The following is a 20,769-nucleotide window of genomic DNA, read 5'->3' as shown; positions in this document are numbered from 1 at the left end:
GTTAGGGCTGCCACCGAGCGCTAAATTGAGTGCTGAACTGGCGATCGCACTCCACTTCCAACACCCTAATTCCCTCTGCTGGCAGAGGATTTAACCGCTGCACGAGTTGATCCCAAGAGCGGATTAGCTCGTGTTTTGCATTATAAGTCTGGCAAAGCAGCGCAAAATTGATGTGTTGGGGTGTGGCAAAAAATTCTTCAAACGGTGGGTTGAATTGGGCGATTGGTAAATGCTCAAAGATGCCGCCGCCATTGTTGTTAATCAACACAATGGTCAGATGCCCGACAAAATAATTGCGAATTAAAAACCCATTAGTGTCATGCAGTAGCGCCAAATCTCCGGTCAACAACACGCTGCTTTGCTGCCGATGCGCCACGCCCAACGCCGTTGACAGAGTGCCATCAATGCCGTTTGCACCCCGGTTACAGAACGGACGGATGGCTCGATTTCCCGGTTTCCAGAACCATTCCAGATAGCGCACGGCTGTGCTATTGGCAATGATTAAAGGCGTGCCTGTGGGCAAATGCTGGGATAAAAGCCATACCGCCTTCCCTTCAAATTTTTCTTCAGACGCTTGGCTAAGGCTTTCGTCAAGCGATCGCCTCACTCGTTCCTCAGCCCCACACCATGCTTCCAAATAAGCCAAGTCTGCCGAAGGTTGAGCCGGGAGGTTTGCTGCAAAGGATGGGAGCGATCGCCGTAAATGAAGCGTTTTACCATGCAGCGGATCAAGGTTGCGATCGCCCTCATCAACCACCCACTGCAACGGCTGAACCTGCTCTAGCCAGTGCCGCAAGGTTTTACTAGTCGGCATCTCGCCCACCCGAACTACAAAATCAGGCGCAAGTTTTTTGGCGAGTTCTACATCTCGTACTATCCAGTCATAGGTGGAGATGAGAGAGGGGTTGAGGTCGGCGTAATTTCGTAACGGTGATAGACCTTCTGCTAGTACCGGAATCTGAAGCGTTTTAGAGATGTGGGCGATCGCCTCACAATACGCTTGTGGATCTGCGGGTTGCGCCACTCCAGCCACCAGAATCGTCCGACCCGGCGGCAGAAAATTTACAGGAGAATGGCGATCGCTGACCGCAAGAGTTTGTAGAAGATCTCGTGGAATCCAGTCAAAAAAGTCTTCAGGAAACCCCCGCCCAAATTCTGCTGCGTCTGCTTTAGCAACCGGAGCCAACGGATCACGAAAGGGCAAATTAAGATGCACGACTCCGGGCACCGGATAAAGCGTCCGTTCCCAAGCCTGAATCAAAGTTTGCCGCAAGTACTGCAATAGCTTTAGGTCTAATCCTGGCACTGCGATTTCGCTATACCAGTTCGGAAAATCGCCAAATAGCTTTTGCTGATCAACGGTTTGACCTGCATTACACTCTCGTAACTCCGGTGGGCGATCGCTGGTCAGCACCAGCAAAGGAACCCGACTTTCCCGCGCCTCAATCATTGCCGCATAAAAGTTTGCCCCCGCCGTCCCTGATGTACAAACTAACGCCACTGCGTTGCCTGTGCGACGTGCCACACCCAACGCAAAGAACGCCGCCGATCGCTCATCAAGAATAGGAATTGCTTCAATTGAGGAATGCCGAGCAAACGCTATTGTTAAAGGTGCAGACCGTGACCCCGGAGAAATTACTACAGTCTCTAGTCCCAAGCAAGAGAGCGTTTCGACCAAAATCGATGCCCAGATTGTATTAGTATTACTGAAGTCGATTAACGTCACGCCTTAGCCTAAATCACGACATACATCACAGATTCGATCCTACAAGCTCTTTGTTCATCACAAAAGAGGCATCTTAACCATTCTAGGTTGATTAATCTTAAATGCAGGCTTGGCAGTGCTTAGAGGCGATCGCCCCACTGCCACTCAACGCCAATAGATTGAAATAATGCCAAGGCTAGTGTAAGCTTAGATTCAGTTTTAAGGGGCTATAGCGCAATTGGTAGCGCACCTCCATGGCATGGAGGGGGTTAGGAGTTCGAGTCTCCTTAGCTCCATATCTTAGAAGTGGCGATCGCGTTGAACCTGTAGTCTAGATTTGAAGCAAGCCATAGAGAGCTATGCCAAAGGGCTAATTCAACTTACAATGTCTTGAGACATAGCCTAAGCCTTTATTATAGATAGGACAACACCGTATGGATTTAGCTTCAGACAACTTGAGCGGTCCTTGGAAGAAAGAAATGTATGCTGATCGTTTACCTGATCAGTCGGCATTCGATGAGGGCTTCATTCAATCAGTCTTAGATATTTGTCAACCAACAACCGTTCTAGATTTAGGCTGTGGTCAAGGTTATTTCGTTAAGTGGCTTAGAGAAAAAAGAGTTGAGGCTTGGGGAGTAGAAGGAGAAGATCTAGGCACATCATTTAAAGCCCCAGGCTACCAAATTCAACAGGATCTCAGTCAACCCTTTGATCTTGAAAAAACCTACGACGTTGTGATGTGTACTGAAGTCGTAGAACATATTCCTGAGGCTTGTGAGGAGACTGTGTTCAATAACATTGCCCGGCATACCCATCGCTATCTTGTTTTTAGTGGTGCAACCCCAGGGCAAGGTGGTACAGGACACATTAACGAGAAGCCTGAAGCGCATTGGTTCTCTTGCTTAGTCAGTCGAGGATTTAAGCTGCTTCATGAAGCATCAGTCCAGGCTCGTCTAGTCAGTACTTTAGACTGGTATGTCAAAAATATATCTATCTGGGAGTTACAAAAGACTCAGGAAAATAGCTTAGAAGATGTGCTGGCGATCGCCATGCAAGACAGCTACCTTATAAGCCATGCAGTATCAGCTCAAAAATTGGTTCGAGAACAACAACAGGTTGTGACCCTTGCTTCTCAACTTCACCAAGCTCAGACAGAACTTCATGACTCTAGAACTCATTTTCATCAAACTCAATTAGAGCTTCATGAAGCCCAGACCCAATCCTACGAAGCGACTGCACAACTTCATCAAACACAGGTAGAACTCTACGAAGCGACGACACAACTTCATCAAACACAGGTAGAACTCTACGAAGCGACGACACAACTTCATCAAACACAGGTAGAACTCTACGAAGCCAATGCTAAGCTGCACCAAACTCAAGTAGAGCGATACCAAATCAAAGAGCAGCTTGGTGAAACTCAATCAGACTTAGAAAATACAAAGAATCAGATTTGGGAGCTTCAAACCAATATAGAAGTTCTTAATCATCGGCTGACTCGAATCAGAGCAAAGCGACAAGAAATCCGAGTAGCACGAGACAACGCGCAAAACGAGATTAATGCAATGCAGACCAGTAAATTCTGGAAGTTCAGAAAAGGCTGGTTCAAGCTCAAACGATTTTTGCGACTGTCTACCCCAGAATAATGCTGTCTTTCATCATTCATTGTCAGCAATTCCTTCAATGATCGTGGGTGGGTTTAGGACATTTCAATGGTAATCTTTGTATTGCACATTGCGGAATTCCTTCTGCGCTTGAGGCAAGGGGCGTTTAGTCTGTATGAGGTAAAGTAGATGCAAACAAAAATTGACGCAGAACAACCAGAAGTTCAGCAACTCCAGAACCAACTTAAACGACTCAAACGAAAGCTTCAGCAAGTCCAAAAAGAACATAACTATGCCACCTCGATTATCACTGCGATGGAAAGCAGCAAGTTTTGGCAATTGCGGAATGCTTGGTTTGAGCTAAAAAAGAGCCTTAGGCTGGGCAAAGATAACTTTCACGAGACGCGATCGCTCCCTCAGCCTCGTCCTGATACGACTGATCTGCTTTCCACGCCCACCGAACTCATCAGCGCGGTTGCAGAAGCTCCCATAAAAGCGCTTCCATTAGAACAGAAGTCAATTATGGAGTTGACCCGCGAACACATCGCAGAACTATATCTTAAAGGGCAAGGTATTGAGATCGGGGCTTTAAACCATCCTCTTGCTGTCCCCGAAGGTGTCAAGGTTCTCTACGTTGATCGTATGTCCGTTGCAGACCTACGGCAGCAGTACCCAGAACTCAACGATATAGACCTCGTCGAAGCCGACATCTTAGCCAACGGCGAAGAACTAGAAACCATCGCAGATGTCACCCAAGACTTTGTCATTGCCAACCATTTCATTGAGCATTGTCAAGATACCATTGGCGCCATTCACAATATGCTCCGAGTGCTCAAACCAGGAGGCATTTTATACACCGCCATCCCCGACAAACGCTTTAGCTTTGATGTCGATCGTCAAGTCACCTCTCTAGAACATATATGGCGCGATCATACTGAGGGTCCCGCGTGGTCAAAACGCCAGCACTTTGAAGGCTGGGTACGTCATGTTGGGAAAAAACAAGACGAAGCCGATATCGCCCGTGAAATTGACCATCTCATTGAGATTGACTACAGCATTCACTATCACGTCTTTACTCAAACCTCGTGGCTAAAACTCTTTGTCGACTTACAGCAAAATCTATCTATCAAATTTGATATTGAGTTGGTCTTCAAAAATGGAGCCTATGAGGTCGTTCTAATTGCGAGAAGGTTACCTTAGGTTTCTCCTATAAAGATGCCTGAAAAGTCACGATTTGACCAGTCCGTTTTTTCTCTAGATTAATGTCTTCTTCCCAGCCTCTTATCCAAGCCGTCAAAATATTTGTCACATCATTAGGCAATCATTTCATGATTGAGATTGCTGAGATTTTTGATGAAGGCTTCAGAAATAGCGGCATTCAGTCAGAAATTAGGATTGATAAGATTCCATCCCTTCAGCCTAAACCGGAATTGATGCAGTTGGTCATTGCTCCCCACGAGTTCTTCAACCTGTTTCTAGAACCGCGGCTTACCCCCACTGAAGTTTTAGAAGTGGTGCGATCGGTCTATATCCTGAGTGCCGAACAACCGCTCACCCATTGGTTTGAGATGGCTTGCGATCGCGCTAGACCCTCTCTTGGCGTTTTAGATATTACCGAGCACACTGCTATCGAATACCGCAAACGCGGCATCTTCACGCTCCATGCTCCCTTGGGTTACGCCACCTGTTTTGAAGCAGGGATCGATCCCAAAAATCTGCCCGATCGCACCTTCGACCTACTTTTTCTCGGCAGCAACTCCCCTAAACGTGAGCGCTTTCTCTCTCAAAATGCTGATCTGTTCAATCGTTACAACAGCAATATCGTCATCACCCGTCTAGAAAAACCTAAATTTCACCACACTGCCGGATTTTTTGCCAACCACGATCGCAATCGACTTTTGCGCTCCTGCAAAATCTTAGTCAACATTCACGCTAACGATAATACTTACTTTGAATGGTTGAGAGTCGTGATGGCGATCGCTAACGGTTGTCTTGTCATTTCCGAAACCAGCGACTACATTGAGCCACTCATTAATAATAAACATTTAATTATCACCGAGATAGACGACATTGCTGCCCAATGTGACTACTATCTAGAACATGAATCAGAACGATTAGCGATCGTTAACAAAGCTTACGAATTTATTACTCAAGAATTTAACTCTGGTATTCTCTGCAAATCAGTATTACAAGAGTTGAGACAGCATTTAGAACAAAAAAATCTGCAAAAGGCATAGACCTCATGGAGAGTATTGAGTCGGCAAAACGCAACATGATGGGCACAAGGCTAGAAATGGCGAAGCTGTGTGCCTTCCTGGGTAAAGAGCCTTGGGTTGTTACCAGTAATGCCGCTTTTGATGGCTGCACCACTCCGAGTGTGACGGTCATCATTACCCTTTACAACTATGCTGACTATATTAAACAATGTTTGGATAGCGTTTGCGCCACTATTACCGACCCGTTACCGGGTGGTTTTGATGTGCTCATTATCGATGATTGCTCCACTGACGAATCAGCTAGTCTAGTTGAAGATTATCTTAAGAACTTCAAAACCCCCATCTGCCTTGTCAAGAAAGCATTCAATACAGGCTTAGCTGATGCCCGTAATACTGGCTTGCACCTAGCTCGGGCTCCGTTCGTTTTCATTTTAGATGCCGACAATTGGATTTATCCTAATTGTTTATCCGTTTTGTATAAAGCCATTCACACCTCTGGATCTGCTGGAGTGTATGGCATCATTAATCGCTTTAATAGTAAAACAGGTAAAGGCGCTGGATTAATTTCTTTTTACGAGTGGGATGTGAGGGAGTTGCTCACTTGCCCCTATATTGACGCTATGGCAATGTTCAAAAAGGACATTTTGCTAAAAGTCGGTGGCTATTCTACCGAACTCATGGTGATTGCTTGGTCAGGCTGGGAAGATTATGACTTGTGGCTAAAGCTAGCGCAAGCGGGCTACGACGCTAGGCTGGTGCCTAACATTTTAAGTGCCTACCGAGTTCACCCTAATTCGATGATTCATACCACTAATGCTTACACCGAGATATTGGTACAGCATTTTAAGAAAAAGTTTTCTAAGTTAATTGAACAGTATGACGATATGACGATCGTGTTTGGTGCGCCGCGACATGGTGAACATCAGACTTCATCTTCAACTCAAGCTCAACTGCAAGAGGCACAAGTCACCTTAAAGCGTGTGCGCCAAAATTTACAAAAGACCAGAGCAGAACTGGCAGAAGCACAGGAGAGAACTGCGGCAATGGAAACTAGCAAGTTTTGGAAGCTTAGAAAAAGTTGGTTGCACATTAAACGCTTTTTCAGGATTAGTAAAGAACAACGATAAAGCTCAGATCGAGCGGTTTTAAACCAGTGCCTAAAGTCAGCGTCATCATCCCCAACTATAATCACGATCGCTTCCTCACCAAGCGCGTCCGAAGCATTCTTGACCAAACCTTCCAAGACTTTGAAATCATTTACCTCGACGATACTTCTACTGATAATAGCGATGTTGTTGTTGCCCCATTTCTATCTCACTTTACTCATGTTATTAAAAACGAAACGAATAGCGGTATTCCTTTCAAACAGTGGAACAAAGGTGCAAGCTTAGCCCAAGGCGAATACCTCTGGATTGCCGAGTCTGATGACTATACCGATAAACACTTTTTGGAGCGATTAGTTGACGTTCTCGATCGCCATCCCAACGTCGGTTTAGCTTACTGTCAATCGTGGGGAGTGGATGAAGGCGATCGCATTTTGCAATCGTGGAAACTCAATACCGATACTCTTGATTTAGAACGCTGGCAACAGGACTTTATTAATAATGGTAAAGATGAATGTCAACGCTATTTAATCTACAAAAATACAGTTCCTAATGCTAGTGCTACCCTCATCCGTCGCAATGTTTATGAACAGGTCGGAAAGGCTGAAGAATCTCTAAAACTCTGTGGTGATTGGCTCACTTGGATTAAAATTCTCATGCAATCAGATATTGCCTTTGTTGCCACGCCGCTCAACTACTTTCGCACCCATGCCCATTCCGTTCGTTCTGGCTCATTAAAATATCTCGTTTACGCCGAAGAAAGCTATCAGGTTTTAAAGTATGCCCTTCAGCATTGCAACATTGCCCCTGAAACGGCAAACAAAGCCTATCAAGTGATGTTAGAACGCTGGTACGAAGCCGCGATCGCTCACCGCAATGAAGCGCCCAATCGAGTCCACATCCGCATCTACAGGTTAGCTAACCGCATTGACCCAATGCTGAAACGTCGCCTTTTACGAAAAGCTTTGGCTGACCCACGCTCTGCCGAGATTGAACAACTCCAGGAAAAATTGCTGAATCGCAAAGTCCGCATAGAACATTTGCGATCGCGTCTTGACAACACTCAGCAAGAGCTAGAGCAAGCGCGATCGCAAATTGCCGCTATGGAAACCAGCAAGTTTTGGGCAATTCGCAAAGGATGGTTTCGCTTTAAGCGAATGCTTCGCTTGCGTAGGCAGGAGTAATATAACTATGAAAATTATTCAGGTGAGCAACAGTGATATTCGGGGTGGAGCGGCACGAGCGGCTTACCGTTTGCACCGAGGACTAATTGCTATTCAGCAAGACTCACAAATGCTGGTTTTGGATCGGCGATCGCCAGATAAAACTGTTCTCAAGCTTGATCATTCTTCCACCAATCCTCATTCCAGTTTCCTTTCCATCATTCAGAAGCGTTACGTTAACCAAAATCGCACGCCTTTATCTAATACTTCGTTCTCACTGCCCTACCCCGGAATTGATTTAACTCCTGTCGATGCGATCGTTACTGCTGACATTATTAATCTTCATTGGGTTGCTTATTATCAATCCCCTGCCAGCCTACATCATCTGTTAATGCACAAGCCTGTGGTTTGGACGCTGCATGATATGTGGGCATTCACGGGCGGCTGTCATTACTCAGCAGGGTGCAATCAATATCAACAAAATTGTGCCGTGTGTCCTCAACTCCAAGCTGATCCATACAGCCTCACCGCAGCAGTGTTGCAAGATCGGCTGGATTTGTTGGGCGATACACCGCTTGTGATTGTTACGCCTAGCCAGTGGTTAGCTAATTGCGCCAAGCAAAGTCGCGTGTTGAAGAATCAACGGATTGAGGTAATTCCTTATTCTTTAGAAACAGATGTTTTTTTCCCCTTAAATCGGGCAGAGGCAAAACGCGAATTAGGACTTGAAGCAGGGGCGATCGCTCTCCTGATTGGTGCAGACAACGGTAACGAAGATCGCAAAGGGTTTGTCGAACTGCTGCAAGCTCTGCACCTCTGCCGCCAAAATCCTCAATTTCAAGCTCTTCTTGCTGCCCAAAAATTCCAGCTTTGGTGTTTCGGCACTCCCAACGAGCACCTCACCGAACTTGGCTTGCCTTTGCATTTCTTTGGCAGAATTGACTCTGACCTACAACTCCGCCAAGTCTATGCCGCTGCCGACCTGTTTGTCCTGCCTTCCCTCGAAGACAACTTTCCTAACACCATGCTAGAAGCCATGAGTTGCGGTACGCCTGTCATTGCGTTTGAGGTAGGCGGCATTCCAGATGTGGTTAAAAATGGTGTGACGGGCTGGACTGTGCCGCTAGGAGACACTGCGGCAATGGCAGCAGCAATCTTAGAGGGCATCTTTGCTGATGATTTACGAGAGCACCGGGCACAAGCCTCTCGGCAAGTCATGGCACAACAGTATGCTTTAACGGTGCAGGCACAGCGATACCTTGAACTATATGAGGACTTGAGACACAATGCTCCAAAGCAGTACAGCAGTGAGAGGGGTTCGGGTGCGATGGGCAAGCGCTTTGAAAAAGTGTTTTATCCGCTGGCATTGAAAGTTACAGAAGAGGAATTGCAGGAATCTCGGCGGCAAGCCCGGCAATCGTTAGAGCGATCGCAAGCAGAAGTACAAATATTGCGCGATCGCCTTACCGCTATAGAAACTAGCAAGTTTTGGAAGCTCCGCAGCGCGTGGTTTAAACTAAAACGGTGGTTGGGATTATCTGTTGAACAAGAGTAAGTCTATGAAAGTTTCTGTCATCACAGTCTGTAAAAACTCAGAAAAAACTATTGAGCGATCGATTCAAAGTCTCGTTACTCAAACCTATCCGCAAATTGAATATATTGTGATTGATGGTGATTCAACTGATAGGACAAAATCGATTATTGAGCAGTATGGCGATCGCATTACCTATTTTATTAGCGAACCTGATAATGGCATCTATGCCGCCATGAATAAAGGCATTCAACTTGCCACTGGAAATATTTTATACTTCCTTAACTCCGATGATTACTTGTATGATCCTAACGTTATTCATGATGTGGTTCACTTTCTAGCAGATCGTCCAGAATATGACTTCCTCTACGGCGATCATGAAGCAAGATTCAACTTCGGTAAGTCTTCTATTCATAAACCTGCCACACCCGATCAAATTCTTAAAGAAATGGTCTGCTTAGGAGAATGCTTCATTCAACCTGCTAGCTTCTTTAAAGCTGCCCTGTTTCAGAAGTTGGGACTATTTAACGAGTCTTATAACATTGCTGGAGACTACGAATGGTTCACTCGATTGCTGCAAAATAATACACTTCAGTTAGGCTATTACCCTCGAACGATTGTATCTTATGCTCATGGAGGCGCATCAAGTCACATTCGCCCTTTATTTGAAGAAGTTTTTGCCATTCAAAATCAAGTTCCTCTTTACCAAGAACCAGATTGGCTCAATCAACGTTTAGTAGAACTTCAAAAATCTTTTATTGACAAGTACGATCGCTTAGAAAAAACTCACTATCTCTCTCAAAAAAGAGAACAGCGTATTATTTATCTAGAATCTCAAGAAGATGCTTTGCAAGTCCAAGTGAGCACCCTGCGGGATGAATTAGAGAAATTGAAGGCAGGGGGATTGGCCAGGCGGATCTGGCGAAAATTCAAGCGGCTGATTTCAAACTAGCGCCTGCAAGAGCGTTTGAAACTTCAGCTTAATTTCTGCTAATTCCCGGTCTGGGTCAGAGCCTTGGACAATGCCTGCGCCTGCATAAAGACGAGCGCAGTGCCCATCTAACAACGCCGATCGAATGCCCACGATAAACTCAGCGTTTCCTTGAGCATCCAACCAGCCCAGCGGCGCAGCATAGAGCGATCGCCCAAAGTTTTCATACTGTCGAATCTGCTGACAAGCAATTTCTCTAGGCAGTCCAGCCACCGCCGGAGTTGGGTGTAGGGATGCCAAAATCTCAAATGGGTGAACGTGATTAGGAATAGCCGCGTGAATGGGCGTATGCAAATGTTGGATATTAGATAATGGCAAGATAGTAGGACTATTTATAAACGTAGGCTGCAACCCTAAATGCACTAATCTTTGCGCAATAAAATCTACAACAACTTGATGCTCTCGTCGCTCTTTATCACTGTTCATCAATCGCTGTGCCAAATCAGCATCTTCAATTGTCGATCGCCCACGCGGGGATGAACCTGCTAATGCATCAGTGACAAGCTGATGATTGTGAATGCTTAAAATCCGCTCTGGACTGGCACCAATAAAACTTTGCCCTTGACCGTTACCTACCGAAAACACTGTGCAGTCAGGATGGCGCTGCCGCAAGTTGTGCAAGGAATGCGCCCACTGAAAAGGCAGTGGCGATCGCACATCAACCGCATGAGCTAAAACCAGCTTATGGATTTGCTGATTCTGGATCGATTCTAGCGCCGCGATCACCGCCGATCGAAACGGCTCAGTTTGCCATTGCTTTCTGTCCCATTGCTCTAAGGGATGCGGCAAAACATTGGTAAAAAATAGGCAATCGTGCTGCAATCGATTCACGGTTTGGATCTGCTGCCAAACTTTAATTGCTAATTGTTCTGAATTGGATTGAAAATCAACTAGAAAATTAGCGACTAAAGCACATTGCTCTTGACGGCGAACGATTTGCCATTGGGGCAAAAAAATTGTGGCAGGTGCAAAGCAAGAAGTAGGCTCTTGATCAAAAAACGTGAAGTTGCCAAAGAACTGAGGCACTGCCCAAGGCGAATGTTCTCCCTCAGTGATGAAATGCTGAAGCCAATTTTGCGTAAACTGTTGGGCATTAGCGAATCGCTGAGTGCCCTCAGATCGATGAATGAGAGTGGTGTTGATGGCAGCGATCGCCATCCCCTCCTCCCGGTTTTCTATGTAAAAATGCAGTTCATCCGGCTGCATCAGATCATGGATCACTTGCAGTGGATCAACGACTGGAATGCCCAAGGTAACGCTAGCAACCTTGGGATGATGATCGATCATGGATTGTTGTTTGCAAAATTCAACAAACCGATATAACTGTTTACAATCTTGAGTGGAGCTAAGGGTGGGAACCGAGGGCTGGCATAGCATTGAGGTTATAAAAATCCATTAAAGTGTGCGGTCACAATATGAATACAACTAACACATTTAAGGGGTCGAAGCGTGATGTAGATTACTCCATGGGATACTAAGAAAACGAGTTGCCTAATTTCGATTCTTGCCATGACCCTCAAACCCATCGATTATTCCAACCCGCCCATCTCAAAAAAGCTCTGGATGGCAGCGATTAAGCCACCCATGTACAGCGTGGCAATTATGCCTATTATTTTAGGAACAGCAGTCGCTTACGCCGATACGCAAGCCATTAACTGGGAAATTTTTAGCCTATTTCTGGTTTCTGCTGTGCTAATTCTGGCGTGGGAAAACCTTAGCAATGATGTGTTTGACTCTGATACCGGAATCGATCGCCACAAAGCCCACTCTTTAGTAAATCTCACAGGTAATCGATCGCTGATTTCAACCATCGGCAACCTCATGCTGGCGCTCGGAATTGGCGGAGTTGGCGCGATCGCTTACCTCCAGCAAGATTTCACCATTCTGGGCATTATTCTCCTGTGCTGCTGCCTGGGCTATCTCTACCAAGGGCCGCCCTTTCGTTTAGGCTACCAGGGGCTGGGCGAAATTCTCTGCTTCTTTAGCTTTGGGCCCCTAGCAGTTGCCGCTGCTTACTACAGTCAAACTAAGGCTTGGTCAAACCCCAGCCTTGTCGCTTCGATTATTCTGGGCATCAGCACTACGCTGGTTTTGTTCTGCTCTCACTTCCACCAAGTCGAGGATGATTTAGCAGCAGGGAAGCGATCGCCCATCGTTCGGCTGGGCACTGCCAAGGGTTCTCAACTGCTAACCCTGGCAACCGCCAGCATTTTCGCGCTCACAGTCATCTTTGTTGCCCTGAGAACTCTGCCCCTAGGGACTCTGCTCATCTTTGCTAGCCTCCCAGTTGCGCTCAAGCTGACTCGCCACGTCCGTACCTATCACAACCAACCCTCCCGCATTAGCAATAGCAAATTTATTGCCGTCGCCCTCCACTTTTGGAGCAGCATCCTGTTAAGTCTGGGCTTCTTGTTTTAAGCTAATCCTTAAGAAAGCTGATCATTAAAAAGGTTGGTCTTTAGCAAGGCTAATTTTTCAAGGCTAATTTTGCAAGAAATTACCTACCATTCCCACTTACTTCCGTCAAGCGTAATTTGCTAACCCATTAGTTCAAATAAAGTTTGGGTGAAAATCCGTACATTAGAACCCATCTGCTCAAGCGATTCGTCAATCGTCTGGTTACACTTGGATTTTTGTGTTGATTTGTAAGTAGGAGACTTGGAGCCAGATGTTGAGGCGATCGCTAAGTTGGCTATGGGTCGGTTTGTTAACGATGTCCCTCATCATTGGATTCTCGTTCTATTCCAAAAACTCTGTGGCAGAACTCCCCCTTGTTCAAACGCCTCTCTCTACTCGGGGTGCTGAAATTGTCGATGCTAAAGGTCATCCAATTCTGCTCCGAGGCGTTAATTGGTTTGGCATTGAAACCGATACCCATGTTCCCCATGGTCTTTGGGCAAGGGACTACAAAGAGATGCTGGCTCAGATGAAAGACCTGGGGTTCAACATGATTCGCCTACCCTACTCGGTGCAATCTTTGCGAGAATCTGCGGTCAAAGGCATTGACTTCACCCTAGGCAGCAACCGGGATTTAGAGGGCAAAACACCTCTAGAAGTCATGGATCGGATTATCGGAGAAGCAGGGCAGTACGGGCTAATGGTGCTGCTCGACAGCCATCGCCTTAACGATAAGGAAATTCCTGAACTATGGTATGGCGATGGCTTCACCGAAGCCGATTGGCTCAATACTTGGACAATGCTGGCAAAGCGCTACCGTCACCAAGCCAATGTGATTGGGGCTGATTTGAAGAACGAACCCCACGGGCGCGCAAGTTGGGGCACCAGTGACACGGCGACCGATTGGCGGATGGCAGCAGAACGCGCTGGAGAAGCCATTCTTGACATTAACCCCAACTGGCTGATTGTCGTGGAAGGGGTGGAAAAGAATGTCCCAGGTCAGGTGTTGGATACTCACTGGTGGGGCGGCAATTTGGAGGGAGTACGAAACTATCCTGTCCGTCTATCTAGGCTTGATAAGTTAGTCTATTCACCCCACGAATATGGCTCAGGCGTGTTTCCCCAAGCCTGGTTCAGCGATCGCACTTTTCCCAACAATCTTTACAGAAGGTGGGAAATTGGCTTTCAATACATTGCTCGTCTCAAGTTGGCTCCCATTTTGGTAGGAGAGTTCGGTGGACACAAAATTGGCTACTGGTCGAAAGAAGGGGTTTGGCAACGGCAATTCATGGATTATTTAGGCGAGAACAACCTCAACTTTGCCTATTGGAGTTGGAACCCCAACAGCGACAATACGGGTGGCATTTTAAAGGATGACTGGCGAGCGGTAGATGGGCGAAAACAACGCTATTTAAGCAAACTCTTAGGAAAAATAGGTTTCGTAGGCACAACAACTGCCCAAATCGACACATCCGCAGATCTCCAAGCTGCTTCTCAAATTTCTCCTCAGATCCCGCGTTCAAGCTACCCGCAAGGAGTCACGCCCAGCCCCTTTCCTGAAGTCGCAGCGGCACCTCCTTCTTCTGCTAAAGACCCAGAAATAAAGCGGATAGAACCTCCAGAAGTTCGAGTAGCAGCACAAGGAGCAGCACAAGGAGCAGCAGTAGAGTCCTTACGCTATACCACCCACATGGACTCCGATTGGCAGACTGGATTTTGCTTCCGGGTGCAAGTCACAAATCAAGGAGCAGCCCGATCGCCCGATTGGCGACTCCGCTTTCAAATGGCAGATGCGGTGATTGACAATAGCTGGGGCGGACGGTTCGATCGCCAGGGTACTGCGTATACGGTGGAACCCTTCGAGTGGGGGCGATCGCTCTACCCCGACCAAACCGTTGATCTGGGCTTTTGTGCCACCAAGCAAGGTTCTGATTATCCACCTCAGCAAGTCACCTTGCAGATTGATTAACGATTATGGCAGAGTGAACCATCAATGAATTCCTGGCGTATATTGGTATCGTTTCTGGGTGCAGAATGAGTCGGATGCAGCAGTTGAGACCGACTACACTAGCTTCTTAACCCTGGCAAATATAGGCGCTCAGGTCATGACCGATATCTCCTCCATCTCTCGTTCAGAACTGGCTGCCCGACGGCAAAAGCTGCGTCGCCAGAGACGTTGGCGCATTTTACAAACGAGTTGGCAAGTCTTTGCTATTAGCGGTCTAGCCTTTGGAGCCGTATGGATAGCGACCCTGCCCGACTGGATTCTGCGCGATTCGGCTCAGGTCGAAATTAAGGGCAACAAAGTCCTCACAACAGACACGATTCGATCGCTGTTAGCCATCCAATATCCCCAGTTCTTGCTGGCACTGGAACCAGATGCGATCGCCAAGCGACTCGAAGACTCTCAAGCCCCCATCGCCGAAGCCCACATTACCCGTCGTCTATTTCCACCTGGCATTACAGTTCATATTCAAGAACGCTACGCTGTCGCCGTTGTCTACATGGTTCCCGCAGTCGCCCCCAATCCTCAGCAAAAAATCCCTCCTCCTGCTGAACCCATCCCCATATCGCTGCTCGACGATCGAGGTTACATTCTTTCTTACGAAAAATATGTTTCTTTAAATAAATCCCGCGACTTACCAACCCTGAAAGTATTTGGAATGCAGGAGCAGTATCGTTCTCAGTGGGCAAGCCTTTACAAATTGATTAGCCAAAGCCCCGTCAAAATTTCAGAAATTAACTGGCGTGAACCAGGCAACTTAATTCTTCACACCGAACTTGGAAAAGTTCACTTAGGTTCTTACAAAGACTCGCGCCTAGCCGAGCAACTTCAGGCGCTTGACCAAATGCGAAAACTGCCTGAACAGGTTGATGCTAGTCAAATAGAATATATTGACCTCAATCAGCCTAAAGCACCCCAAGTCAAAATGTTTGCGCCTCCACCGCCTGTAAATTTGGAGGAAGATTCGCCTCCAGAGCTAGAGCAAGAGCCTCTCCAAGGTCTGTAAAGTCTGAGTAGATTGCCAAGGGTTAAACTGAGCAGTCAAGTGAAATTGCTCTAAGGGCGATCGCCTCCTTCCTTTCATGAAAATTAACTAAAATTGAACTTTCCTTAAGGTCAGCAACTGTTTCAAAGAGCTACGGTAAAGTTTGGTTTTTCAAGCAACTTAACCTATAGTTATCTAGAGCTAAAAAGTCTTTGTACCAGTGGCTTCTAAATCGCAATGACGTTTGATAATAAAGTAGCTAATAACTCCGATGCCCCCGGCGAAAGTCAGGTCAACTTTTCACTCCCAATGAACAACGCAAATCCTTTCTCTAACTCTGGTATACACTTGGGTCAAGTCCATGATCCGAGGGGCTCACTGCGAGAAGAAGACAGGAGTGATGAGATTGTGCCAAGTAGCATTGCTAAGATCAAAGTGATTGGGGTAGGAGGTGGCGGCTGTAATGCCGTCAATCGAATGATTGCGAGTGAGGTCTCTGGTGTAGAGTTTTGGACAATCAACACTGATGCACAAGCCCTTACCCATGCTTCTGCGGTCAATCGCTTGCAAATTGGGCAGAAGCTAACTCGAGGACTAGGAGCAGGAGGAAACCCGGCGATCGGGCAGAAAGCTGCCGAAGAATCCCGCGACGAAATTGCTGCCGCGCTCGACCATTCTGACTTAGTTTTCATCACCGCTGGTATGGGCGGCGGTACAGGCACAGGCGCGGCTCCCATTGTGGCAGAAATTGCCAAGGAAGTTGGGGCGTTGACGGTTGGTGTCATCACTCGTCCCTTTACCTTTGAGGGTCGGCGGCGTACCGGGCAAGCCGACGATGGCGTAGCAGCGCTCCAGTCTCAGGTTGATACCCTCATCATCATCCCTAACGACAAGCTGCTTACAGTCATTTCAGAGCAAACTCCGGTGCAAGAAGCCTTCCGAGTTGCCGATGATATTTTGCGGCAAGGGGTTCAAGGCATCTCTGATATCATTACTATTCCTGGACTCGTTAACGTAGACTTTGCAGATGTTCGAGCCGTCATGGCGGATGCAGGCTCTGCTCTTATGGGTATTGGGGTTGGCTCTGGCAAATCTAGGGCACGGGAAGCAGCGACCGCAGCAATTTCCTCGCCTTTACTAGAGTCGTCAATTGATGGCGCAAAGGGCGTAGTCTTTAATATTACGGGGGGTCACGACCTGACCCTGCATGAAGTTAATGCAGCAGCTGAAATTATTTACGAAGCGGTTGATCCAAACGCCAATATTATCTTTGGTGCAGTGTTAGACGATCGCCTCCAGGGCGAAATTCGTATTACAGTCATTGCTACAGGGTTTACCCCCGAAGCTCTCGTCGCGCCGCCAGTGCAAGCTGCACGCGTTTCGTCAATCCGGCGATCGCTCCCCAGTACGCCACCGCCGCCACCAACCCCTTCTCAACCTTCAGTTCCGCTTACTCCTGGCCCTGAGCCAAAGGTCACTAAGCCAGGACTCGACATTCCTGAGTTCTTGCAGCGGCGACGACCTCCTCGTTAAGTGTGGCGAAGCGCTTTCAAAGTTTTTATCAAAGTTTTTTATCAGAGGGGTTATGAGTTTCAGACTCACGCCCCTCTTGATTAATTCTTCTAGCTAATGCCCATGCCGTTTCTGGTGCCAACTCCAAGCATGGGTCAAAATTTGATGGATATCGGCGTACTGCGATCGCCAGCCCAAAACGCGCTGAGCCTTCTCGCTACTGCCTACCAAAGCTGGAGGGTCGCCAGGGCGGCGATCGCGTTCTACTACCATAATTTTTTGCCCCGTCACCGTCTTAGCCGCTTCAATGACCTCTTTCACCGAGAAACCGCTGCCGTTACCCAGGTTAAAAATATCGCTGTTATTCCCTTGCAGCAAGTACTCTAGACCCAGCACATGAGCCGTCGCTAAATCAGTAACGTGAATATAGTCGCGGATACAGGTGCCATCAGGAGTAGGATAGTCGGTGCCAAAGACGGCGATCGACTCTCGAATGCCTAATGCTGTTTGTAAAACCAGTGGAATTAAGTGAGTTTCTGGGTTGTGGTCTTCGCCCAAAAGCCCGTCTGGATCAGCCCCCGCTGCATTGAAGTATCGAAAGCAGACAGACTTAAACTCGTGCGCTTCATCAAAATCAGCCAGAATTCGCTCCACCATTAGTTTCGTAGCGCCGTAGGGATTAATGGGAGCTTGAGGATGATCTTCAGCAATCGGAACCGCGATCGGGACACCATAGGTAGCGCAGGTCGAAGAGAAAACGAACTTTTTAACGTTAGCTGCCACCATTGCTTCGAGCAAAGTCAGAGTCCCAACGACGTTATTGCGGTAATATTTAGCGGGATCTGAAACCGACTCGCCGACATAAGCGTAAGCTGCAAAATGAATGACAGCGGCAATCTCTCGAGTCGCAAAAAGATTATCGAGCAAGGAGCGATCGTTCGTATCTCCGATCACCAACTCAACCTTCAGGACATCTGCAATGTCTTGGTGTCCGTAGACCAAGTTATCTAGCACAATTACCCCATAGCCTGCCTTCTGAAGAGCAAGTACGGCATGGGAGCCAATATATCCTGCTCCGCCAGTCACTAAAATGGTCGGTTTTTCCTGTGCCACGTTTACACTCCTTTCCCCACAAATAATCGAAGCCACTGCCTTGGAGAATATGTTTAAGCAGCCTCATCCACATCTACCAGTTTTTCCACCTCGTATCAAGATTCTCTGGTTATATTATCCAATTCATCACTCCGGCTCTATCTGCTCTTGATTTTGACTGCTGCTCTTTATATTTGCCTTCTATGCCCTCTGCTTTTTATCTTGCTGTCACTGAGCTTGATGTCAGTCCTGTTGCAGAATTTGTGACCGACTCTATTATTTTGTTGCTAGTGGCGACAGTTGTGGCGTTGCTGTCACGGCGGCTACGAATTCCTTATGTAACAGGATTGGTGTTTGCTGGATTGGCGATCGCCCCTTTCCTGCCAGGTCGTACAGGGCTTAGCTCTGCCCTCATTCTTAACCTCTTTTTGCCCATCTTGCTGTTTGAAGCCGCTATTAATACCGACATCAGCCGTCTCCGCAGTACCCTAAAGCCCATTTCTCTCCTGGCTGGCCCTGGAGTCATTATTTCTGCCGGGGTTACCGCTCTGGGCTTAAAGTTTGGACTTGGACTTGACTGGGTTTCAGCGTTTTTGCTCGGGATCATTTTAGCCATCACCGATACTGTTTCCGTGATTGCCGTTTTCAAAGAAATTTCTGTTCCATCGCGCCTCACAACGATCGTGGAAGGAGAGAGCCTGCTCAACGATGGCGTGGCTTTAGTCCTATACAACCTCGTATTGCTGGCACATACAACGGGAAAATTCTCGGTGGCTGGGGGCATACAGCAACTTTTTATTGTGATTGCTGGCGGAACGCTGCTCGGACTGGTGCTAGGCTATCTCAGCGCCGAGTTATTTACTCGTTCAGAAGATAACTTAAGCAGCATTTTACTGACGGTAGCCGTAGCATTAGGTGCTTACCAGGTGGGTCATCTGATTGGGGTGTCTGGAGTGGTGGCTGTGGTGGTGGCAGGGCTGATGGTGGGAAATGTCGGTTTGTCGCGCCAAGGGTCTGCCTCTAACCGCGTTACGCTTTACAGCTTTTGGGAGTATGCCGGGTTTGGGGTCAATACCTTTATTTTTTTGCTGATTGGGGTGGAGGTCAACCTCACGACGCTTTGGCAAACTTTGCCAGCGGTGCTGCTGGCGATTTTGGCTTATCAGGTTGGACGAATTTTGGCAGTTTATCCTTTGCTGGCGATCGCTCAACGGATCGATCGCCCCATTCCTCTGCGTTGGCAACACGTCCTCTTCTTCGGTAATATCAAAGGCTCGTTATCAATGGCTCTGGCTCTCAGTCTCCCTGCCAGTATCCCTGAACGAGGCGACTTGATTGCAATCGTCTTCGGCACCGTCCTGCTTTCCCTGGTCATGCAGGGTTTGAGCTTACCTTGGTTTGTCAAACGTCTTCGTCTCAAGTCCTTGTCAGCCCCTTCTCAACAGGCTGAGGAATTAAGGGCACAACTGATTACCGCCAAAGCCGCCCAAGATGAACTGGATGGGATGTTGAAAACTGGAGTGTTGCCCAAAGCCGTTTATGAAGAAATGCGATCGCTCTACCAAATTCAAGTTGCCAAAGCCGAAAAAGTTCTCCGCGACCTCTATAATCAAGCCGATCCGTCTCGGCTGGACGCAGTTCGCCGCCGACTCTTACTTGCCGAAAAAGGAGCCTTAAGCGATGCCCTCCGCAAACAAATCATCTCAGAAGATGTTGTGCAAGAGCGTCTGCGGCAAATTGATGAAAAACTCATCAGCCTGGGAGATGACTAGCTGCCCAGCACAAAATCCACCACCTGATGAATTGCCCCCGGCTTGGTCACCATCAAAATAGTTGAGCCTGCTTCCAAGACAGTACTACCATTCGGGATGATCAAATCCTCATGAGGATGGGCTTGATAGCCAATAATTAATGAACCTGTAGGACAGCTAGGATCTTGGGAAATTTTCGCTAAGCTGCGACCCGCGATCGGAGACTCGGTTGGAATCGACAGCTTTAATACCTCAATCTGATCTTGCTCAAAATGCAGCATCGACTCTACCTGAGGATATTCGATCGCATTGACCAGGGTTGAAACCGCCAGGTCGATCGCATTAATGATCGAAGTTGCTCCGGCAATTCGGTACGGCTCTGCAAAATCTCGGTGCCGCATCCGCGCCAAAATTTGCGCCACCCCGTAGTGTTTTGCCAATGCCACCATTGCCAAATTCAAAGCATCGTTACGCAGCACCGCCGCCAAAGCATCAGCTTTACGAATCCCCGCTTCAATCAAAACCTCAGTGCTCACAGCGCTGCCCTCAAATGCCATCACGCCCAGCTGTTCCCGCGCGTAGCGGCAAGCTTTCGGATCAATGTCAATCATGGCGATCGTATGTCCTAGGTCTACCAGCTTCTGAGCAAGGTTCAGCCCAATTAGCCCCGCACCGCCAACCACAACATACATAGCAATTTCTCCCACCCAGGCT

Annotated in this window: 16 protein-coding genes and 1 tRNA gene; 13 read left to right on the top strand and 4 right to left on the bottom strand. The window is 47.6% G+C overall.

From position 1 onward, the window contains the following. Window position 1: 1 nt before the first annotated feature. Entirely contained in the window at window positions 2-1,726 is a 1,725-nt protein-coding gene (gene menD, locus KME11_01745) for a 2-succinyl-5-enolpyruvyl-6-hydroxy-3-cyclohexene-1-carboxylic-acid synthase (GenBank protein ID MBW4513932.1), read from the bottom strand. 202 nt (window positions 1,727-1,928) lie between these two features. Here menD and KME11_01740 point away from each other — a divergent pair. The 8 genes from KME11_01740 (at window position 1,929) to KME11_01705 (ending at window position 10,274) form a co-directional block, all read left to right on the top strand. Next, window positions 1,929-2,001, top strand: a tRNA-Ala gene (locus KME11_01740). Window positions 2,002-2,139: 138 nt separating this feature from the next. Further along, window positions 2,140-3,351, top strand: a complete 1,212-nt coding sequence (locus KME11_01735) for a methyltransferase domain-containing protein (GenBank protein MBW4513931.1) — start codon at window positions 2,140-2,142, stop codon at window positions 3,349-3,351. Window positions 3,352-3,498: 147 nt separating this feature from the next. After that, the gene (locus KME11_01730; GenBank protein ID MBW4513930.1) at window positions 3,499-4,509 is read left to right on the top strand and encodes a methyltransferase domain-containing protein; all 1,011 of its coding nucleotides are present in this window, start codon (window positions 3,499-3,501) and stop codon (window positions 4,507-4,509) included. Between the two features lie 62 nt (window positions 4,510-4,571). After that, entirely contained in the window at window positions 4,572-5,546 is a 975-nt protein-coding gene (locus tag KME11_01725) for a glycosyltransferase (protein MBW4513929.1), read from the top strand. A gap of 5 nt (window positions 5,547-5,551) precedes the next feature. Next, window positions 5,552-6,652 carry a glycosyltransferase family 2 protein gene (locus KME11_01720; GenBank protein MBW4513928.1) on the top strand — a complete coding sequence of 367 codons (1,101 nt, stop codon included), beginning with the start codon at window positions 5,552-5,554 and terminating at the stop codon, window positions 6,650-6,652. Between the two features lie 26 nt (window positions 6,653-6,678). Continuing rightward, on the top strand, window positions 6,679-7,812 hold the full coding sequence (locus KME11_01715) for a glycosyltransferase (GenBank protein MBW4513927.1): 1,134 nt from the start codon (window positions 6,679-6,681) through the stop codon (window positions 7,810-7,812). Window positions 7,813-7,819: 7 nt separating this feature from the next. Next, window positions 7,820-9,346 (top strand): glycosyltransferase family 4 protein, encoded by a 1,527-nt coding sequence (locus tag KME11_01710; protein ID MBW4513926.1) that lies wholly within the window; start codon window positions 7,820-7,822, stop codon window positions 9,344-9,346. 4 nt (window positions 9,347-9,350) lie between these two features. Beyond that, complete coding sequence (locus tag KME11_01705; GenBank protein ID MBW4513925.1) at window positions 9,351-10,274, top strand: glycosyltransferase; 924 nt, start codon at window positions 9,351-9,353, stop codon at window positions 10,272-10,274. Here the strand turns inward: KME11_01705 and KME11_01700 are convergent. Continuing rightward, window positions 10,266-11,564, bottom strand: coding sequence for an isochorismate synthase (locus KME11_01700; GenBank protein ID MBW4513924.1), 1,299 nt, complete (start codon window positions 11,562-11,564; stop codon window positions 10,266-10,268). The two genes, KME11_01705 and KME11_01700, sit on opposite strands and share 9 nt — an antisense overlap. 258 nt (window positions 11,565-11,822) lie before the next feature. Here KME11_01700 and menA point away from each other — a divergent pair, with 258 nt between their 5' ends. From menA to ftsZ, 4 genes are all read left to right on the top strand, one after another. Beyond that, window positions 11,823-12,731, top strand: a complete 909-nt coding sequence (gene menA / locus KME11_01695) for a 2-carboxy-1,4-naphthoquinone phytyltransferase (protein ID MBW4513923.1) — start codon at window positions 11,823-11,825, stop codon at window positions 12,729-12,731. A 250-nt stretch (window positions 12,732-12,981) separates the two neighbouring features. After that, entirely contained in the window at window positions 12,982-14,679 is a 1,698-nt protein-coding gene (locus tag KME11_01690; GenBank protein MBW4513922.1) for a cellulase family glycosylhydrolase, read from the top strand. Window positions 14,680-14,815: 136 nt separating this feature from the next. Continuing rightward, complete coding sequence (locus tag KME11_01685; GenBank protein MBW4513921.1) at window positions 14,816-15,721, top strand: FtsQ-type POTRA domain-containing protein; 906 nt, start codon at window positions 14,816-14,818, stop codon at window positions 15,719-15,721. Between the two features lie 216 nt (window positions 15,722-15,937). After that, window positions 15,938-17,233, top strand: a complete 1,296-nt coding sequence (gene ftsZ / locus KME11_01680; GenBank protein ID MBW4513920.1) for a cell division protein FtsZ — start codon at window positions 15,938-15,940, stop codon at window positions 17,231-17,233. Between the two features lie 93 nt (window positions 17,234-17,326). Here the strand turns inward: ftsZ and galE are convergent, their stop codons facing one another. After that, the gene (gene galE, locus KME11_01675) at window positions 17,327-18,325 is read right to left on the bottom strand and encodes a UDP-glucose 4-epimerase GalE (protein ID MBW4513919.1); all 999 of its coding nucleotides are present in this window, start codon (window positions 18,323-18,325) and stop codon (window positions 17,327-17,329) included. A gap of 182 nt (window positions 18,326-18,507) precedes the next feature. Between galE and KME11_01670 the strand changes: the two genes are divergently transcribed. Next, the gene (locus KME11_01670) at window positions 18,508-20,076 is read left to right on the top strand and encodes a sodium:proton antiporter (GenBank protein MBW4513918.1); all 1,569 of its coding nucleotides are present in this window, start codon (window positions 18,508-18,510) and stop codon (window positions 20,074-20,076) included. Here KME11_01670 and KME11_01665 read toward each other — a convergent pair. Then, entirely contained in the window at window positions 20,073-20,747 is a 675-nt protein-coding gene (locus KME11_01665) for a TrkA family potassium uptake protein (GenBank protein MBW4513917.1), read from the bottom strand. The two genes, KME11_01670 and KME11_01665, sit on opposite strands and share 4 nt — an antisense overlap. Window positions 20,748-20,769: the final 22 nt, after the last annotated feature.

This window comes from Timaviella obliquedivisa GSE-PSE-MK23-08B, assembly GCA_019358855.1.
In the GTDB taxonomy this organism is placed as follows: domain Bacteria; phylum Cyanobacteriota; class Cyanobacteriia; order Elainellales; family Elainellaceae; genus Timaviella; species Timaviella obliquedivisa.
This window is presented reverse-complemented; position numbering and strand designations above follow the sequence as displayed.